The organism is bacterium, assembly GCA_024226335.1.
Classification (GTDB): Bacteria; Myxococcota_A; UBA9160; order SZUA-336; family SZUA-336; genus JAAELY01.
Genome location: JAAELY010000471.1, coordinates 1 through 18,124, shown reverse-complemented (window position 1 = coordinate 18,124; position 18,124 = coordinate 1). Strand labels below are relative to the sequence as shown.

General features: G+C 62.8%; 18 protein-coding genes and 1 other RNA gene. 7 read left to right on the top strand and 12 right to left on the bottom strand.

What is annotated here, in order from left to right:
* The 4 genes from GY725_22455 to thrH all read right to left on the bottom strand — a co-directional run.
* A partial coding sequence (locus GY725_22455) for a succinate--CoA ligase subunit alpha (GenBank protein MCP4006951.1) occupies positions 1–610 on the bottom strand: 610 nt, incomplete at its 3' end.
* Positions 607–1,764 (bottom strand): ADP-forming succinate--CoA ligase subunit beta, encoded by a 1,158-nt coding sequence (gene sucC / locus GY725_22450; protein ID MCP4006950.1) that lies wholly within the window; start codon positions 1,762–1,764, stop codon positions 607–609. The genes GY725_22455 and sucC, both read right to left, overlap by 4 nt.
* A 10-nt stretch (positions 1,765–1,774) precedes the next feature.
* Positions 1,775–2,704: a malate dehydrogenase gene (gene mdh / locus GY725_22445; GenBank protein MCP4006949.1), complete on the bottom strand. Its 930-nt coding sequence runs from the start codon at positions 2,702–2,704 to the stop codon at positions 1,775–1,777.
* Between the two features lie 200 nt (positions 2,705–2,904).
* On the bottom strand, positions 2,905–3,513 hold the full coding sequence (gene thrH / locus GY725_22440) for a bifunctional phosphoserine phosphatase/homoserine phosphotransferase ThrH (protein ID MCP4006948.1): 609 nt from the start codon (positions 3,511–3,513) through the stop codon (positions 2,905–2,907).
* A 59-nt stretch (positions 3,514–3,572) separates the two neighbouring features.
* Here thrH and GY725_22435 point away from each other — a divergent pair, with 59 nt between their 5' ends.
* A complete protein-coding gene (locus GY725_22435) occupies positions 3,573–4,037 on the top strand; it encodes a hypothetical protein (GenBank protein MCP4006947.1) in 465 nt (154 codons plus the stop codon).
* Here GY725_22435 and GY725_22430 read toward each other — a convergent pair.
* Entirely contained in the window at positions 4,027–5,379 is a 1,353-nt protein-coding gene (locus tag GY725_22430) for an amidohydrolase family protein (protein ID MCP4006946.1), read from the bottom strand. The genes GY725_22435 and GY725_22430 overlap by 11 nt on opposite strands.
* Positions 5,379–6,962, bottom strand: a complete 1,584-nt coding sequence (locus tag GY725_22425; protein MCP4006945.1) for an AMP-binding protein — start codon at positions 6,960–6,962, stop codon at positions 5,379–5,381. The genes GY725_22430 and GY725_22425 overlap by 1 nt, the downstream gene beginning before the upstream one ends.
* Before the next feature lie 112 nt (positions 6,963–7,074).
* On the opposite strand from GY725_22425, the gene rnpB reads away from it, so the two are divergent.
* From rnpB to rfaD, 4 genes are all read left to right on the top strand, one after another.
* An RNA gene (gene rnpB / locus GY725_22420) (RNase P RNA component class A) lies at positions 7,075–7,498 on the top strand.
* Positions 7,499–7,580: 82 nt separating this feature from the next.
* A complete protein-coding gene (locus GY725_22415; GenBank protein MCP4006944.1) occupies positions 7,581–8,393 on the top strand; it encodes a class I SAM-dependent methyltransferase in 813 nt (270 codons plus the stop codon).
* 40 nt (positions 8,394–8,433) lie between these two features.
* Positions 8,434–9,291 carry an acyl-CoA thioesterase II gene (tesB, locus tag GY725_22410; protein ID MCP4006943.1) on the top strand — a complete coding sequence of 286 codons (858 nt, stop codon included), beginning with the start codon at positions 8,434–8,436 and terminating at the stop codon, positions 9,289–9,291.
* A 69-nt stretch (positions 9,292–9,360) separates the two neighbouring features.
* Positions 9,361–10,284 carry an ADP-glyceromanno-heptose 6-epimerase gene (rfaD, locus tag GY725_22405; GenBank protein ID MCP4006942.1) on the top strand — a complete coding sequence of 308 codons (924 nt, stop codon included), beginning with the start codon at positions 9,361–9,363 and terminating at the stop codon, positions 10,282–10,284.
* A gap of 15 nt (positions 10,285–10,299) precedes the next feature.
* Here rfaD and GY725_22400 read toward each other — a convergent pair whose 3' ends face one another.
* Both GY725_22400 and GY725_22395 read right to left on the bottom strand, forming a co-directional pair.
* Positions 10,300–10,704, bottom strand: a complete 405-nt coding sequence (locus GY725_22400) for an Hsp20/alpha crystallin family protein (protein MCP4006941.1) — start codon at positions 10,702–10,704, stop codon at positions 10,300–10,302.
* A 25-nt stretch (positions 10,705–10,729) separates the two neighbouring features.
* On the bottom strand, positions 10,730–11,173 hold the full coding sequence (locus GY725_22395; protein ID MCP4006940.1) for an Hsp20/alpha crystallin family protein: 444 nt from the start codon (positions 11,171–11,173) through the stop codon (positions 10,730–10,732).
* Between the two features lie 155 nt (positions 11,174–11,328).
* Between GY725_22395 and GY725_22390 the strand changes: the two genes are divergently transcribed.
* A complete protein-coding gene (locus tag GY725_22390; protein ID MCP4006939.1) occupies positions 11,329–12,480 on the top strand; it encodes a M20 family metallopeptidase in 1,152 nt (383 codons plus the stop codon).
* Positions 12,481–12,486: 6 nt separating this feature from the next.
* Entirely contained in the window at positions 12,487–14,319 is a 1,833-nt protein-coding gene (locus GY725_22385) for a family 20 glycosylhydrolase (protein ID MCP4006938.1), read from the top strand.
* Here the strand turns inward: GY725_22385 and GY725_22380 are convergent.
* The 4 genes from GY725_22380 to GY725_22365 all read right to left on the bottom strand — a co-directional run.
* Complete coding sequence (locus tag GY725_22380) at positions 14,310–15,185, bottom strand: ABC transporter permease (GenBank protein ID MCP4006937.1); 876 nt, start codon at positions 15,183–15,185, stop codon at positions 14,310–14,312. The two genes, GY725_22385 and GY725_22380, sit on opposite strands and share 10 nt — an antisense overlap.
* Complete coding sequence (locus tag GY725_22375; protein MCP4006936.1) at positions 15,185–16,198, bottom strand: ABC transporter permease; 1,014 nt, start codon at positions 16,196–16,198, stop codon at positions 15,185–15,187. Before GY725_22375 ends, GY725_22380 begins: the two co-directional genes overlap by 1 nt.
* Positions 16,195–17,640, bottom strand: coding sequence for an ABC transporter ATP-binding protein (locus GY725_22370; protein ID MCP4006935.1), 1,446 nt, complete (start codon positions 17,638–17,640; stop codon positions 16,195–16,197). The genes GY725_22375 and GY725_22370 overlap by 4 nt, the downstream gene beginning before the upstream one ends.
* A 5-nt stretch (positions 17,641–17,645) precedes the next feature.
* Positions 17,646–18,124, bottom strand: a 479-nt coding sequence (locus tag GY725_22365; protein MCP4006934.1) for a BMP family ABC transporter substrate-binding protein, incomplete at its 5' end; no start/stop codon positions are given.

Here is an 18,124-nt window from a genome sequence, read left to right as displayed (position 1 = left end):
CTGCACTCGTCGCGGGATCGTCCTGGAAGAGCCGCAGCGTGTCGATGAAGTTGGTCCCGGGAATCGGATCCCCTCCGATCCCCACGCACGTCGACTGTCCGATCCCCATCTGGGTCAGTTGATGAACCGCCTCGTAGGTCAATGTGCCTGAACGCGACACCACTCCCACCGTGCCCGGTTTGAAAATCGAATAGGGCGCGATGCCGATGCGAATCTTGAGTCCGGGATCGAGTACGCCGGGACAGTTCGGCCCGACCAGGCGGGTTTCACTGGCGCGGACCGCGGCGCGCGCGCGCAACATATCGCTGACCGGAATTCCTTCGGTGATCGCGCAGATCAATTCGATTCCGGCGTCGGTCGCTTCGAGAATCGCGTCGGCCGCGCCCGGCGGCGGGACGAAGACCACGGATGCATTGGCACCGGTCTCTCGAACGGCCTCGCGAACGCTGTTGAAGACGGGAAGTCCACAGGCCTCGCTACCGCCGCGTCCCGGTGTCACACCAGCGACGACCGCCGTACCGAATTCCTGGGAAAGGCCCGTATGCAATTGCCCCACACGGCCCATTCCCTGAACCAGAAGTTTCGTGTTCGAGTCGACGAGAATACTCATGCGTTCACCGCCCCAACGATCTTCTCCGCAGCATCCCTCATGCCATTGGCCGGAACGATATCGAGTCCCGATTCGGCCAGCATCTTGCGTCCCTTCTCGGCATTGGTTCCGTCCAGACGCACGACGAGGGGCACGTTCACCCCAACGTTCTTGGCCGCCTCGATCACGCCCTCTGCCACCAGATCGCAGAGGACGATACCTCCGAAGATATTGACCAGGATCCCCTTGACGTTTTCGTCCGATAGGATCAAGCGGAACGCGTGACTGACGCGTTCCGCATTCGCCGTACCACCCACGTCGAGGAAGTTGGCGGGCTCACCTCCGGTGTGCTTGATGATATCCATCGTAGCCATCGCCAGACCGGCGCCGTTGACCATGCAGCCGATACTGCCGTCGAGCGAGACCCAGCTCAGGTCGTACTCGGAAGCCTCTCGCTCGCGCGGGTCTTCCTCGTCGGGATCGCGCAGTTCCGCGATGTCTTTGTGCCTGTAGAGCGCGCTCTCGTCGAAACCGATCTTGCAATCCAGCGGCATGACCGTATCACCCGAGACGATCAGCGGGTTGATTTCGACCAGTGACGCATCATTGCTGACGAACAGGTCGTAGAGCTTGACGACCTGACTCGCGAAACTCGCCACCTGCTTGGCCGTCAGGCCAAGATCAAAACCCAGATCGCGAACCTGGTAGTCGCAGATACCGATGAGCGGATCGACCTGGACGGTGAGGATCTTCTCCGGCGTGTTCTCAGCGACCTCCTCGATGTCCATCCCGCCTTCGCTCGAGCCGATGATTGCAACCTGTTGCGTCGCGCGATCCACGAGTACTGCGAGATAGAGTTCATCGTCGATCTGTGAAGCAGCCTCGACGTAGATTCGGCGCACGAGCTTGCCCGCTTCGCCGGTCTGCTTCGTGACCAGCGTCATGCCGATCATGTCCTGCGCGAAGCGCTCGGCGTCTTCCGGCGTCTTGGCCAGCTTGATGCCCCCCGCCTTCCCGCGCCCGCCCGCGTGGACCTGAGCCTTGATGACGACGGTTCCTCCGATGTCTTCGGCCGCCGCCCTGGCTTCCTCGGCACTGAACGCCAGCTTTCCGGTCGGCACCTCGATACCGGCCTCGCGCAGCAGAGCCTTCGCCTGGTACTCGTGAATGTTCAAGTTCGGTTCCTCAGAGCTTGATGTCGGCGATCAGGGACTTGACGTGCTCGATGCTCTCTCCGAGCAGCGCCTTCTCGTCGGAGTCTAGATCAAGTTCAAACACTTTTTCGAGGCCGCGCGCACCCAGTTGTGCGGGAACCCCCATGTAGATACCGGAAGCGCCGTACTCGCCTTCCAGAAAGGCCGCGCATGGAAGCACGCGCTTTTCGTCGTTCAGGACGGCCTCCGCCATGCTCACCGATGCCTGCGCCGGCGAGACGAAAGCCGAGCCCGTCTTGAGCAGGCCGACAACTTCACCGCCTGCGCCGCGGACGCGCGTCACGATCTCGTCGATCTTTGCCTTCGACAGGAGGGATTCCAACGGCACGCCGTTGACGCTGCACAGGCGCGGCAGCGGAACCATCGTGTCGCCATGCCCGCCCAGAACCACCGCCACGACGTCGCGCACCGAGACACCGAGTTCCTCGGCGACGAAGAACTTGAAACGTGCGCTGTCGAGTACTCCGGCCATTCCGAATACGCGTTCCTTTGGAAAACCCGTGACTTCCTTCATGGCCCACACCATGGCATCGAGTGGGTTCGAAACCACGATCACGATCGCGTCGGGAGAGTTGTCGCGGATCCCCTGCGCCACCTGTTTGATGATTCCCAGATTCGTGTTGAGCAGGTCATCGCGGCTCATACCGGGTTTGCGCGCGAGGCCCGCCGTAACGATGTAGAGATCCGAACCGGCGGTATCCTTGTAGTCGTTCGTACCGACGATACGTGTGTCCGAGTTCCAACCGTCGAGCGCGTGACAGATGTCGAGCGCCTTGCCCTGCGGCAGGCCTTCTACGACATCGAAAATCGTGACGTCCGCGAGTTGTTTCTGGGCGATCAGTTGAGCCTGAACGCCTCCGATGTTGCCCGCTCCGATGAGTGAGATCTTTCTGCTCGCCAAGACTGCTTCCTCCGTGTTCTCGATGACGGTCTGACCGACGCCGAGTAGTCGCTTTCACAAGGGGTCTGGAAGGGGCCTCCCGGAAGCGCGAAATCGACCGGGGCCGGCCATTGCCGTTCCTTCCGAGGCGCGCGCAGTATAGTGGGGGGCCCGGGGGCCGGCAAGCGAGCCCGCGCGAATCTCTACGGGATTCCGACGTTTCAGAGTCGCTCGGCCGCCGCTTCGAATTCCCGCGCAAGCTCGTCGTAGCCACTCGTCACGGGAAACTGCGGAAACTCCCGTACCACGTTTTCGGGTGGGCAGAAGAGGATCCCGGCGTGGGCGGCAGAGAGCATGCTCGTGTCGTTGTAGGAGTCCCCAGTTGCAATCACATTGAAGTTGAGAGCTCGTATCGACTCGACCGCCGCGCGCTTCTGGTCCGGCATGCGCAGCCGGTAGTTCGAAATCCGTCCGTCGGATTCAATCTCCAGATCGTGACAAAACAGCGTGGGGTGCCCGAGTTTTCGCATCAGCGGGGCGGCGAACTGATAGAAGGTGTCCGAAAGGATGATCGGCTGGAAACCTTCGCGCAGCCAGTCGAGAAACTCCGGTGCCCCCTCGAGCGGATCGAGCGTATCGATCACCTCCTGGATCTGTGCGATGCCCAGGCCGTGCTCGTCGAGAATGCCGAGCCGGTACTTCATGAGCTTGTCGTAATCGGGTTCGTCGCGGGTCGTACGGCGCAATTCCGAGATCCCCGTGCGCTCGGCGACGTTGATCCAGATCTCGGGAATCAAGACTCCCTCAAGATCCAGGCAGGCGATGATCAAGGCTCTCCTCCAGACAAGGCTCCATTCCGGGGCCGGGACGCGGCAGGGTATCATGAGGCATGAGCCTTCCCCAGCCTGAACCTCGAGATGATCAGCTGACCACGAATATCGACGACCGCTGGGAACTACTCCGCGATGTGCTCGTGCTTCAGGCGAAGCTGATCCTGGAGGGCATCCGAGACATTGCGCTCGGGCCGATTGCCATCGCGGCGGGCATTCTGGGCCTCTTGCGCTCCGAAGGCCGTGATCGCGCGCGTTACCTGCACGGCGTACTGCGCGCGGGCTATCGCTTCGACGATTGGATCAATCTCTACGGACCGCTCGGACGACTTCCAGAGGAAGAACGCAAAGAAATACTGGCTCCGCCTAACAGAAATGTCGACTCGTACTTTGAAAAACTCGAGCAGGTCCTGGTCGAGCAATACGAAAAGGGTGGTGTAACGAAGACCGCCAAGGACAAGATCGACTTGCTGATCTCCGGTGTTGATCGCAAGTCACGGAACGATCCGAACGTCAAGGACTAGAAGGTGGACTAGGCACATCGTTGCGATGCACGACCCCGTTGTGCATCACGAAGACGACGCGCTGCAGTTCTTTGACATCGACCAGAGGATTTCGCGGAGTCGCAATCAGATCGGCGACTTTGCCTTTTTCGATCGTACCGATCTCCCTGGACAGACCCAGTAGATCCGCAGCACCGACGGTGGCGCTCACGATTGCGTCCATCTCACTCATGCCAGCTTCGATCATATACGCGAACTCGCGCGCGTTCTCACTGTGCGGGCTGACACCGGAATCCGTTCCGAATGCGATCTTCACACCCGCCGCATGTGCGCGCTTGAACGCCTCTTGGCTCTGCGGACCCACGCGCAACGCCTTCCGGGCAACGACTGCGGGAAAGAACCCGGGTTGTTTGGCGCGCGCCTCCACCGTCTTACCCGCCAGGATCGTCGGTACGAGATAGCTTCCGGTTTTCAGAAACAAGCGAATCGACTCATCATTCAGGAATGTGCCGTGTTCGATCGAATCGACTCCCGCGCGAAGCGCTGCATTGATGCCGTCCGCATCATGGGCGTGCGCTGCGACGCGCTTGCCCAGCAGACGCGCAGTCGCAATGATCGAAGCCAGTTCGTCTTCGAAGAATTGCTGACCCGTCCCCGCCGCGATCGAACTCAACACACCACCGGTGGCGGTCAACTTGATGAGGTCGGCACCGCGCTTGACCTGCGCACGCACCGCTCGCCTTGCTCCCGCCACGCCGTCGGCCACGCCTTGAGCGGCTCCCGGCACCGGAAACAGATTCTCGCGATAGCCCAGCGTCGAGTCACTATGGCCACCGGTCGGGGTCAATGACTCACCGGCGACCAGGATTCGCGGTCCCGGCACCGTTCCGCGTCGGATCGCGTCGCGCAGCGCAAACGCAGAGTCACCGCTCGAACCCACATTGCGGATGGTCGTAAAGCCCGCTTCGAGCGTGCGCCGGGCGTAGAGAGCGCCACGGAGCGCTGCGTCGGCGTCGCTTTCCTGGAGCCGTCGCAAACGCACGTCCGAGGTGTACTCCGAGGTGATATGAGTATGGGAGTCGATCAAACCCGGGAGCACGAAGCGATCGGTCAGCGAGACGATGTCGATTTCGTCCGGCTCGGCGTCGACGTCTGCTCGCTCGATAAACCCCGGGCGAATCGCAACGATCCGGCCGCGGCGAATGATCACGCTCATATTCTGGACGGCCGGAGATCCGGGCACGGCGAGCAGAGAACCACAGTGCAACACGACGGTGCGGCCAGCCTCTTGCGCGGATGTCGGCCAAGCGAAGATCAAACTCGCGATCACAATCAGCAGAGTGAGAGAAAACCGCAAATGCATCAGATCTGGCGCTCCCTGCCCTGCCAGTAGCGATCGCGGATCACACGACGCTGCACCTTGCCAGCGGCGCTGCGCGGGATCTCGGCATCGAAGTCGACGCTGCGCGGACATTTGTAGTGAGCGAGCCTGGAGCGACAGTGCTGGATCAGCTCGTCAGCCAGCGCGTGGGACGCGGCGCGGCCGTCAACGGGTTGTACGACCGCTTTCACCTCTTCGCCGAACTCCTCGTTCGGAACACCGACAGTCGCCACATCGGCGACGGCCGGATGCTCCAGCAAAACGTCGTCGACTTCGGACGGATAGATGTTCACGCCCCCGGAAATGATCAACTCGGAGGTCCGGCCGGTCAGGAAGAGATAACCGTCTTCATCCAGATACCCCATGTCCTTCATCGTGAAGAAGTCACCGGCATAGCTGGATGACGTTTTCTCGGGATCCTTGAAGTACTCGAAGCGCCCATAACCGGGGGCACGGAAATAGACCGTCCCGACGTCACCGGAAGGCAGCGGATTGCCATCGTCGTCGCGAATCTCCACAAGCTGACCGGGCGCGGGCTGACCGACGCTGCCGGGTTTGTTCAACCACTCGTGCGAGTCGATGAAGGTGCCCCCGCCTTCGGTCGCCGCGTAGTACTCGAACACCACTGGACCGAACCAGTCGATCAGCGCTTTCTTGACGTGCACAGGCGTGGGTGCTGCACCGTGGAGCACATAGCGCATCGAAGAAATGTCGTAGCGCTCGCGCACTTCTTCGGGCAGGGCCAGCAGGCGATGGAACATGGTCGCGACCATATGAGTATGGGTTGCGCCGTGCTCCTGAGTCAGGCGCAGAGTCTCCTCGGGATCCCACCTGTCCATCAGCGAGACGCCCACGCCGCCAGCCAGCGGGCCGGCGAGATTGAAAGCCAGCGGCGCCGCGTGATACAGGGGCCCCGTACACAAACATGTGTCCTTCGCGCCATCATAGGCCGCAGTCTGCGCGGCCGAGATGGCCAGACCCGTAACCGGAGGCGGCTCCCTGCGGTACACGCCCTTGGGTCGGCCCGTCGTGCCAGAGGTGTAGAGCATGGTGCCGCCGAGTTCCGGATCGTCGATATCGCTCCCGTCCTGCTGTGAAAGCACGCGATCATAGGAATCGAAGCCATCGATCGGGCCGGCGACGGCCAGGCGTACGCCCGCATTTTCCGTCTCCTTCGCGACGGCTGCGGCAACGTCTGCAAACCGCGTATCCGCGATGAACGCCCGGGCTTCACAGTTCTCTACGATGTAGGCGACCTCCTCGGACTGCAGGTGCCAGTTGATCGCGGTCAATCGCAGGCCAGAGCGCAGTAATCCGCTGAACACCTCTGCGAATTCGGGCCGGTTTGCGCAGAGCAGCGCCACCGCGTCACCGGCTTTCAGACCTGCTTTGCGCAACGCCCGAGCGAGTTGATTCGCCCGCGCATTGAGTTCCTCAAAACTGCGGTCGCCCAGAGGAGAACGGATCGCGTGGCGCCCTGGATGCTCGCGAGCGGTCACGGCGACCGTCATCCCGACCTTGCGAGCCGCGTCCATATCGAGGTTCGTGGCGCCTGGGGAACTCATGATCCGGCCTCCGAAACGATTGGCCTGTGATTCTATCAGCCCGCTGGGCGGCAGATTCGGACAGGGCAGCGCCCGACTGGACGCCGGGAGACCCCGGCCTACCTTTCAGGGAGGAGGTGGACGGAGGATCGCTGCCGCACGCTTCGGCGCTGCGGGAGAGGAAAGTCCGGGCTTCGCAGGACAGGGAGGTGGCTAACGGCCACCGGGGGTGACCCCAGGGAAAGTGCAACAGAAATCACACAGCCCACCCCTGGGCCGTTCGCGGTTCGGGGCGGCAATGGTGAAATCGTGGGGTAAGAGCCCACGCGCGACAGCCGGGTGACCGGCGGCGAGGTAAACCCCTCCCGGAGCAAGCTCAAATAGGGACATCGTACGAGAGCGGTCCGCTCAATCAGCGCGTTCGCTTCGGCGGCGTGCAGCGGTGTCCGGGTCAGAGCGCTCGAGCCCGTCGGCAACGGCGGGCCTAGACGAATGATCCTCACGCGTGTTCGAAAGATCGCGCGCACAGAACCCGGCTTACAGTCCACTCTCGACGTCGCAAGGTGTCGGGACCGGGCGGGAAGAAGCTTCGGCCACAACCGCCCGGCTCCGCTGATTTCCAGGAAAATGAAACAAGGAATGAGCGACCTCAACTCCAGCTACGAAGCGATACGCAAGCGCGGCGAGCGCTTCGCTGAGCGCCGGGTCGCCGAGTCGTACGTCCTCCGCCCGCCCTATTCGGAAGAAGCCATCGAACGCCTGCTCGCGCTGCTCGCTGAGCATCCGCGCGTCCTGCTCGATGCCGGCTGCGGTACCGGGAAGCTGGCGCGTTCGCTGGTTTCGCGAGTCGACCGGGTCGACGCCGTCGATCCGTCGCCGGAGATGATTCGCATCGGGCGATCCGAGCCCGGCGGTGGGCACCCAAGCCTGCGCTGGATCGAGTCGGGCGTCGAAGGCGCCGTGCTCGAAGGCCCGTACGGGCTGGCGGTTGCCGGTGCGAGCTTCCACTGGTTCGATGCGGACATCGTATTGCCGCGACTCGCGAGTGCCCTGGCACCGGGTGCCTTCCTCGCGCTGCTGAGCGGAGACGCCCCCTGGGAGGCCGCCTGGCGCGACGCGGAACTCGAACTCTATTTCGAGTTCGCATCGCGCATGAGAGGGGAGCCGGTTCGCTGGACGCCTGTCGACCTCGAAGAGACCCCTCTGCTCCAACATCCCGGGTTCGCCACTGCCGGCTACTGTCTGACCGAGCCGACGAAACTCCGGCAACGCGTCGAAGACTACGTCGCGTGCCAGCATTCCCGGGCCAGCTTCACGCACGAGGCCATGGGCGAAACGCTCGCCCTGGAGTTCGACCGGGAACTGGAGCAGCTCCTGGACCGCCACGCCCGCGACGGCTGGCTGCAGTTCGAGCAACGCACCCGGATCGAATGGGGACGTCCGCTATCCTGATCGCTGCCCCGAGCGACTCGCCGGGGACACGGGAGATGATATGAGCAAGGTTCTCGAGGGTTTGCTGCAGCTTCTAGATCTCGAGCAGATCGAGGTCAACCTGTTTCGCGGCAATAGCCCAGACGAAGGCTGGCAACGCGTGTTCGGCGGTCAGGTCCTGGGGCAGGCGCTGGTCGCCGCCAATCGCACCGTCGAGGGACGTCGCGCACATTCGCTACACGGCTACTTCCTGCGACCGGGCGACGTCAAGGTGCCCATCCTCTACGAGGTCGATCGGATTCGCGACGGCCGGAGCTTCACGACCCGCCGGGTGGTCGCGATTCAGCACGGGCGCGCGATCTTCAACATGGCCGTGAGCTTCCAGGTCGATGAAGGCGGTTTCGATCACCAGATCGAGATGCCCGATGTTCCGGGTCCCGAAGGCATTCTCAACGAAGTCGAACTGCGCAAGCGCATGGCGGATCGCATCCCGGAACAGTGGCGAAAATCGTTCACGCGCGAGCGCCCGATCGAAACGCGCTCGCTCGATCCGATCAACGAGTTCGAACCCGAGAAGCGACCACCGTTCCAGAACGTGTGGTTCAAGGCGATCGGAGCGTTGCCCGACGATCCGCAACTGCATCAATGCGTGCTCGCCTACGCTTCGGACCTGACACTGCTCGACACCGCGACGATGCCGCACGGGGTTTCCTTCATGCAGGAAAACTTCCAGGCCGCGAGTCTGGATCACGCCATGTGGTTCCACCGGGACTTCCGCGCGGACGAATGGCTGCTGTATGCCCAGGACAGTCCCAGCGCCTCCGGTGCGCGCGGCTTCAATCGCGGTAGCGTTTTCACACGAGACGGAAAGCTGGTGGCGTCCACCACACAGGAAGGCTTGATTCGCCTGCGCTCTTGACGGGGTTCCCCCGGTATCGAAGACGGGCTAGCATGCAATCGACCCCACACGGGTCGAGGAGATATCCTCTTGATCATCGTGACCGGCGGCGCCGGATTCATCGGCAGCAATCTGGTGAAGAAACTCAATGAGCGCGGCGAGTCGAACGTGCTCGTGGTGGACGATCTGCGCAACGGTCACAAGTTCAAGAACCTCGTGGATTGCGAGATCGTAGACCTGATCGACAAGGATGATTTCATCGAGCACGTATTGTGGGGCGACGAGATCGGTCAGGTCGATGCGATTTTCCATCAGGGTGCATGCGCCGACACCATGGAATGGGACGGCCGGTACATGCTTCACGAGAACTACGACTACTCGAAAGCCCTGCTCGCGTTCTGCGACGAACGCGAAGTCCCCTTCATCTACGCGTCTTCAGCTGCGGTCTACGGACTGGGTCGGGATTTCCGAGAAGAACCCGAGTGCGAAGATCCGCTCAATGTCTACGGCTATTCCAAGCTGCTCTTCGATCGTTATGTACGCATGGGATGGGAGTCGTGGCGCTGCCAGGTCGTCGGCCTGCGCTACTTCAACGTGTACGGACCGCGCGAATCACACAAGGGCGAGATGTCGAGCGTCGCATACAAGAATCACTTGCAGCTCGGAGACGGCGAGCAGGTGCGCTTGTTCGAAGGCTCCGAGCAGTACCTGCGCGATTTCGTCTGGGTGGGCGACGTCGCGAACGTGAACACCTGGATGCTCAATCATCCCGCGGTATCGGGCATCTTCAACGTGGGCTCGGGTCGCGCGCAGAGCTTCTGCGATGTGGCCAACGCCGTGATCGCCTACTACGGCCGGGGCGAGATCGAATACGTCCCGGTCCCCGAAGCGCTACAAGCCAGCTATCAGAGCTACACCTGCGCGGACATCACTCGACTGCGAGAAGCAGGTTACGACACGCCCTTCCTCAGCGTCGAAGAGGGCGTGCCGTTGTACCTGAAGTGCTTGTCGTAGGAGCTTGGAGAAGTATCAGGAGCTGATGGCGATCCTGCGGGGTCGGGCAGCTTCGATCTTCGGAAGCAGCAGTTCCAGCACTCCGTTGTTCATCTTGGCCTGGATCTTCGTGCCATCGATCACACTCGATAGACGAAAGCGGTGCTCGAAGTTGCCCACGTTGTATTCGGTATAGACCGGCTGAAGATCTGCGTGGTCATCCGGGGAGACGGTCCCCTGAATGCTCAGGACGTTGTCGTTCAGGCCGACTTCGACCGAAGTTTCATCGACACCGGGCATATCGGCCCAGAGCCTGAGTCCTTCTTCGCTTTCGACGATGTCGACAACCGGACGAAAGGTGCGACCCGGGCGTGTGGACTCCTCGGCCACGGGGCGTTTGAGCTCCTCGGAAACGGCTGCTTGCTTGCTGAGTTCAGTCATCTCGATTCCTCCTCTGGCTCTGGATCTAGGATGTGACCTGGATCTCGCGCGGCTTCACTTCCTCGCGCAACGGAATCCGAACCGTGAGCACGCCGTTCTTGCAGGTGGCCTTGGCATCGACCGGGTCGATATCTCGAGGCAATTGCAGGGAACGCGAGAACTCTCGCGCCGGGCGTTCGCGGCGATGGTAACTGCCGCTGGCGAGCTCAGTTTCGTCTGGCTTTCCGCTGACGATCAGAGTCTGGCCGCGCGTTTCGATCGTGAGTTGCTCGTGCGCGAAACCGGGAACCTCCATGCGAATGGCCAGACCGTCCGCATCTCGGAACACATTGATGGGCGGGTAGACACCGCGACCGGAAATCCCGAGGTCGAACCCAACCGGATTGTCAGAAGCGCTGTCCAAGTCTCTTTGTAGACGGAGCAACGCATTCACCGGGTCGAAGTCTCTTCGATGTGGAAACAACGTCATTTTTGAAACCTCCTTGCTAGGCGGGAAATTTTCTTTCTTCCCTCTCCAATCGAAGCGTATGAACAGCCGGAAGCCCGTCAAGCCGCAAACGGCTACAATGGAACGATCGCCCCGTTGCCGTGACGCTCGGCTCAGTCGGAGAGGAGATTGGGGAAATGCCACATCCGCGTTGCATCTCGCATCTGCGTGACTATGTTGCGATCCCATCGGTGAATCCGATGCGCAGGACCGACATCGATCCCCAGATCGTCGGCGAACTTCGCTACGCAGAACACATGCACGAACAGCTTCGCGCCCTGGGCCTGGACGCACAGATCATCGGCCAGCCGGATCGCCCTTCGGTCATCGCGGAGGCGAGTGTGTCCGGAGCGCGCGAGACCCTCCTGGTCGCCTCGCACCTGGATACGGTGCCCGTCGACGGCATGGAGATTTCCCCCTTCGACCCGCAGCTGCGAGGCGGAAGGCTGTACGGCCGCGGCTCCTGCGACACCAAGGCCGGGATGGCCGCCCTGATGGACGCACTCGAGACGGTACTGACGCTCGGGACCCTGCGACGCAATGTGGTCATCGTGGGCGAATCCGACGAAGAACTGGGTAGCATCGGCGTGAACGACGTGATCGAGTCGCTGGGTTCCCGAAAACCCGACTGGGTGATCGCGACCGAACCCACTTCATTGCGCGTGGTCACACGTCACAAGGGGATCGCGCACGCCCAGCTCAAAGCCTCGGGCATCGCTTGTCACAGCTCCGCGCCGGAAAAAGGCCGCAACGCGATCGTCGCACTTTCGCGTGCCGTCCTTGCGCTCGAGGACCTGCAGGCGGAGATCGCGAAGAAGCGCGACGAGCGGCTCGGGCCGGGAACTCTCTCGGTCGGACTGATCGGAGGCGGTAGTGCGGCCAACGTCGTGCCCGAAGAAGCCTGGCTGGTGCTGGACCGACGCCTGCTTCCCGGCGAAGACGAGAACTTCGTAAGACAGCAGCTTCGAGATCTGTTCGAACGCACCGGCATTGACGATGTGGAGATCGACTGGTGCCGCACCGAGAAGGCCGCTCTCGGAACCGAGGACACGCACGCCTCGGTGCTCGCATGTCAGGCGGCGCTGGCCGACGCCGGCTTGCCGACAGAACCCGATACGGCCGCATTTGGCACAGACGCGGGCGTGTTCACAAGTCACGGAATCGGTGGTGTGGTATTCGGTCCCGGTTCCATTGAACAGGCCCACACGGCCTCGGAGTGGGTTGAAACCGCGCAGGTCGAAACGGCCAGCGCGGTCTTCCGCCGTCTGCTCGAGAGCCCTGGGGCGTAGGGCGAGATGCCGGCTGCAATTCCAGAACTCTGCCTGGTTCCGATACCGCGCTCGATCGAGTTCGCGCCAGGGCGTTGTATGTATAGGGAAGATGGGCGAATGGAGTTCGCCCGCGAGGCGGGCGCGGCGGCCGACCGTGTGAGCGAGGTGCTGGCGACACGCGGCACTCCAGACGGTGGTGTCACCGCCCGGATCTCGGAGGACTCCGGACTTCCGCCAGAGGGTTTCGAGCTGACGATCGGCGAGCGCGGAGTCGAAATCCTGGCGGGCGATCGACGCGGTCTGCTCTGGGGGCTGGCCACTCTGGAACAGATCCTGCTCCAATCGCCCTCGGGCCTGCCCCATTTGCGCATCCGAGACTTCCCCGATTTCGCGGAACGCGGCTATATGATCGACGTGAGTCGCGATCGCGTTCCCACGCGCGAAACCCTTGGCCTGATCGTGGATCTGCTCGCAGGGCTTCGCTTCAACCAGTTGCAGTTGTATACCGAGCACAGCTTCGCGTACGCGAACTGCGAGATCGTCTGGCGCGATGCGTCACCGATGACTCCCGAAGATATCCGCTGGCTCGACGCGCTCTGCCACGAACGCGGCATCGAACTGATTCCGAACCAGAACAGCTTCGGTCACATGGAGCGCTGGTTGAAGCACGACGCGTATCGCCATCTCGGCGAGCTACCCGAGGCCAGCGCTTGTCTGCGTCCCGGCGCGGAGAGCCTGGCGTTCATGCGCGAACGCTACGAGGAGCTACTGCCCTGCTTCGGTTCGCGCACCTTGAACATCGGCTGCGACGAGACTTTTGAACTGGGCCAGGGACGGAGCAAGACCGACTGCGAGACGCGCGGACACGGTCGCGTCTATCTGGACTTCCTGCTCGAACTCATCTCCGGCCTGCGCGCGAAAGGCCATCACGTCCAGTTCTGGGGTGACATCATCGCGAAGTACCCGGAACTGGCCATCGAACTGCCAAGTGAAGGCGTCACCGCTCTGGCCTGGGGCTATTCCGCACCCTTCGATCCCGAAAGCCTGCCCGCTCGGGTCCGCGAGGTCTTTGGCCGGTTCGCGGATCTGAACGCTCAGTCGACGTTCCACCGCGGCGCTGCACCGTTTGCGGATTCGGGCATTCCCTTTTCCGTGTGCCCGGGCACATCGAGCTGGAACAGCCTGATCGGCCGTCTGCCCAACGCACTGGGCAATCTGCTCGATGCGGCAGAAGCCGGAAAACCGCGAGGAGCCCGCGGTTTCTTGATCACCGACTGGGGCGACAACGGTCATCTGCAGCCGCTTTCGATCAGCTTGCCGCCGTTGGTGTACGGAGCCGCAGTCGCCTGGTGTGCAGAAAGCGCGCGTGGACTCGACCTGGAAACAGCCCTGAACCGGCTCGTCTTGCGCGACCCGAGTGGTGAGTCGGGGCGCGCGCTCCTGGGACTCGGGAAACTCTACGAGCTGAGCGGGCTTTCCACTCTCAACGCGAGCCCGTTGTTCAACGCGTTGATCCGCCCCCTCGGAAGCAACCTCCTGAGCTGGGGAGAAACCAGCCCCGAGAAGATTCACACGACGATCGAAGCCATCGACGAGCAGCTCGCGCGACTCGAACGCTCCGAACCCCGTGGGTTCGGAGGCGAAATCGTGAAGCGCGAACTCGGGCAGGCGGCCGCACTGGCTCGACACGGAGCCCGTCGCCTCGGCTTCGAACCGAACACGGATCGAAACGAGTTGCGTCGGGAGCTGTCTTCGCTGATCGAAGAGCAGGCCGCGACCTGGCGGGCGCGAAGTCGCGAGGGTGGACTAGTCGATAGTCTCGCGCGCTTGCGAGCGCGTCTGGTGGATTACGACTGAAACGGCTTCGCGAGATCGGCCGGGGCTCGAACGCGTCCCGCAAAGAGCGCGAGCACGATCAGCGTCAACACATAGGGCGTCATCAGCAGAAGGTTGTACGGCAGATCGACGCCGAGCGCCTGCAAGCGGAACTGCAGCGCACTTGCACCGCCAAAGAGCAGCGCCCCCGCCACGATGCGCAGTGGCCGATACCCACCGAAGAGAACCAGAGACAGAGCGATGAATCCGCGACCGCTCGTCATACCCTCGACGAACGAGTCCGAGATCCACAAGACGAGTGCCGCGCCCGCCAGCCCGGCACACAGACCTCCAAAGAGCGTGGACATCCAGCGCAGGCGCATGACCGGTACTCCCTGTGAGTGAGCCGCTTCAGCTCTCTCTCCGACGGCGCGAATCTCGAGGCCGGTGCGGGTCGAATTCAAGAAATACGCCACGGCGATGACCAGTACGATGGCCAGAACGGCGAAGGCATTGACCCCGGGAAGCAGATCCATGGCCTGCGGAGCGGTCTGAAATACGACATCGGGCGGGAACAGCCAGCGATTGGCCGTACCGGTCGCACCCAACGCGAAGATATTGAGTGCGGTGCCACACACGATCGGATCTGCGCGTCGCTCGAGTACGAAGAACGCAAAGACCGAAGCCAGAATCGCGCCACTCAGACCCGCGACACAGATGGCAAGCAGCACAGATCCACTCGCAGTCGCCACGGCGTAGGCAGCGAAGGCTCCTCCCAGCATCATGCCCTCGATGCCGATGTTGAGCACTCCCGCGCGCTCCGCGACCAGTTCACCCATGGCCGCGATGCCCAGCGGTGTGGAGAGACGCAGTACGGAAAGTGCAAACGCGAACATCGCCCCGTCCATCAGCGCTCACTCCGGGGCAATGCGAATCCCGCCGACAGGAAGATCACCAGCGCCTCGATGACCTGCACGGTCACCGAAGGCACACCCGCCACTCGTTGCATCGCCCCGCTCCCGCTGGCAAGTGCGGCGAAAAAAAGTGCGGCGGGGATGACCCCGACGGGATGAAGTCTCGCCAGTAGAGCGACGGCGATTGCCGTGAACCCATAGCCCGACGATAGATTCTCGAACAGACGGCCGGTCACACCGCTCACCTCGATGGCACCGGCAAGTCCGGCGAATGCACCGGAAAGCAGCAGTACACGGATCGTCTCGCGCTCCGGCGATATTCCGGCATAGCGCGCGGCCTCGGGCGATAGCCCGACGGCGCGCAGGCGAAGGCCAGCAGCGCTCCGGAACATCAACATCCAGAGCAATCCGGGCAGAAGGAGCGCGGGGATCAAGCCCGTATGCACGCGGTGCGTTCCCGGGAAAAGTGCGAGCCGCGCCGCCTCGGGAAAACTGTCGCTCTGTGGGTATGCGTTGCTGAATTCCTGTAGGGGCCCCTGTACTGCGTAGGCGACCCCGAGCACCGCGATGAAGTTGAGCAGGATGGTCGACAGGACTTCTGACACGCCGCGGCCCACTTTGAGCGCGGCTGCGATGCCGCCCCAGAGTCCGCCCGCGAGCGCTCCCGAGCCGAGCGTGAGCGGAAGCAGGATCCACCCGGGGGCGTCGGACAATAGGCGCGTCGAGAGAACCGTTGCCGCGAGCGCACCGATGTACAACTGGCCTTCTCCGCCGATATTCCAGATGCCGCATCGAAACGCACAGGAAATGCCGAGGCCCACGAGCAGCAACGGGACGGCGCGCACCAGTGTGTTTTCGAATGCAAGCGCATCTCCAAACGCACCGCCGAGCAACGCCCCAAACGCGAGGCCGACGTCGGCCCCAAGCATCGCAAGCAGGACCCCAGACAGTGCGAGCGCAACGAAGACCGCCGCCAGAGGTTGCAGAGTCGCTCGAATCCAGCTCAACTCTGCACGCCTAGCATGACTTGGCCAATCTGTTCGCGCTCGCGCTGATCGGAGGCAATCGGCAACGCGCGCCCTCGATAAAGCACTGCCACGCGCTGGCCGAGTTCCAGGACCTCGTCCAGGTCGGTCGAGATCAACAGCACCGCACACCCACGCCGCGCCTGATCGCGAATCAACTCGCGAACGAATCCCGTGGCCGCCACGTCGAGCCCGCGCGTCGGATTGACGGCCACGAACACACCCGGGGGCTCACGCAGCGCGCGGGCGATACAGAGTTTCTGCTGGTTGCCACCCGAAAGGGCGTCGACCCGGGAACCCGGCTCCGCCTGGATCTCGAAGGCTTCGATCGCAGCCCGCGCTGTTTCGTCCAGGGCCTGCATCGACACCAAGCCCCTGCGAAAGACCGGCTCACCTCCGCCCCCCGTCGCATCGAGCAAGATCAGGTTCTCGCGCAGCGAGAGATCGAGCACCAGGCCCGTGTGCTGGCGATCGCCGGAGACCATGGCCAATGGAGTGCGCAGCACCTGGAGTTCGCCCGCGTCGATGCGACGGACGCCGGCCAGCACTTCTTCGAGAGGTCCCTGCCCGTTCCCATCGATACCCGCGAGCGCCAGGATTTCGCCCGCGCGAACTTCCAGATCGATTCCCGCGAGACCTTCGCTGCACAGACCGGTCAGCCGCAGGGCCGGCGGTCCCGGCTCGGTTTCCGGCGGTCGTCCGGGCGGAGGCAACGCATCTCCCACCATCCAGCGACCGAGTTCGTCCGCGGTCAGCCCGGCTACCTCACGGGTCGCAACCGTCTCACCCGCCCGAAGGACAGTCACGCGGTCGCAGACTGCGGTGATCTCCTCGAGCTTGTGCGAGATCAGGATGACGCTACAGCCCTCGTCGCGCAGGTTTCCGATCAGTCGCAGCAGACCCGCGACTTCCGACGGCGCAAGGACGGCGGTTGGTTCGTCCAGGACCAGGACGCGGGCACCGCGCACGAGCGCACGCGCAATCTCGAGCCGCTGTTTCTGTGCAACCGGAAGATCCCCGGTGATGGCATCCGGCTCGACATCCAGTTCGAAACGATCCAGCACCCGACGCGCGCTGGCGTGAAGGGCTGCTGGCGAAAGGCGCCATGAACCGGTTTCGCCCAGAGCCAGGTTCTCGGCAACGGTCAGGGCTGGCACGAGCATGAAGTGCTGGTGTACGAGGCCGATACCGAGTTCGAGTGCGTGCTTCGGACTCGGAATCTCGACGCGCTTGCCATCGACCTGCAGTTCCCCCGAATCGGGTTGCAGATTTCCGTACAGAGTGCGCACCAGGGTCGTCTTGCCGGCCCCGTTCTCACCGAGCAGGGCGTGCACCTCCCCCGCTTCCACTTCGAGGCTCGCGCCCCGCAACGCCTGCGTAGCGCCGAAACGCTTGTGGATTTCGCGAAGGGCGACCCGCGCCACGGATCCTAGAACCCGGCGCGAGGTACGGTGACCGATCCGGACTTCACATCCGCAATCAATTTCTGGACACCGTCCCAGACAGGATCTGGAATGCGCGAGCGCAGCGCATCGTTCCACTCGATGCGCACGACCCCGTCGCGCAACCCGAAACGAATCGAGCGGGGATAAAACTGGCCCGACCTCACTTCGCGGGCCACGAGCAGCAGGGCACCGGGAACATCGAGCGTGGCCGAAGCCAGGATCGAGGTCGGCGCGAGATCATTCTGGTTCTTGTTCGTGCCGAAGGCGAAGACCTTTGGGTTCTCCTCGACGGCCTGAAAGAATCCACGCGCAGCTTCGTTTGCGTTGTGGATCAGCATATCGACACCCGTCGAAATCTGAGCGAGCGTCGCCTCGCGAGCAGCGGAGGCATCGGTCCAGTTTCCGATATACGAGATCTTCAGATCGGTGTGCTTGCGCGCGAGCTTTCCACCGCCTTCGAATG

Bases quoted from the DNA above. Each gene is read 5' to 3' on its own strand.
- GY725_22390 (MCP4006939.1), top strand. From the start codon at position 11,329: ATGCCACATCCGCGTTGCATCTCGCATCTGCGTGACTATGTTGCGATC.
- GY725_22380 (MCP4006937.1), bottom strand. From the start codon at position 15,185: ATGGACGGGGCGATGTTCGCGTTTGCACTTTCCGTACTGCGTCTCTCC.
- GY725_22415 (MCP4006944.1), top strand. From the start codon at position 7,581: ATGAGCGACCTCAACTCCAGCTACGAAGCGATACGCAAGCGCGGCGAG.
- GY725_22400 (MCP4006941.1), bottom strand. From the start codon at position 10,704: ATGACTGAACTCAGCAAGCAAGCAGCCGTTTCCGAGGAGCTCAAACGC.
- GY725_22430 (MCP4006946.1), bottom strand. From the start codon at position 5,379: ATGCATTTGCGGTTTTCTCTCACTCTGCTGATTGTGATCGCGAGTTTG.
- GY725_22425 (MCP4006945.1), bottom strand. From the start codon at position 6,962: ATGAGTTCCCCAGGCGCCACGAACCTCGATATGGACGCGGCTCGCAAG.
- tesB (MCP4006943.1), top strand. From the start codon at position 8,434: ATGAGCAAGGTTCTCGAGGGTTTGCTGCAGCTTCTAGATCTCGAGCAG.
- GY725_22435 (MCP4006947.1), top strand. From the start codon at position 3,573: ATGAGCCTTCCCCAGCCTGAACCTCGAGATGATCAGCTGACCACGAAT.
- GY725_22395 (MCP4006940.1), bottom strand. From the start codon at position 11,173: ATGACGTTGTTTCCACATCGAAGAGACTTCGACCCGGTGAATGCGTTG.
- GY725_22385 (MCP4006938.1), top strand. From the start codon at position 12,487: ATGCCGGCTGCAATTCCAGAACTCTGCCTGGTTCCGATACCGCGCTCG.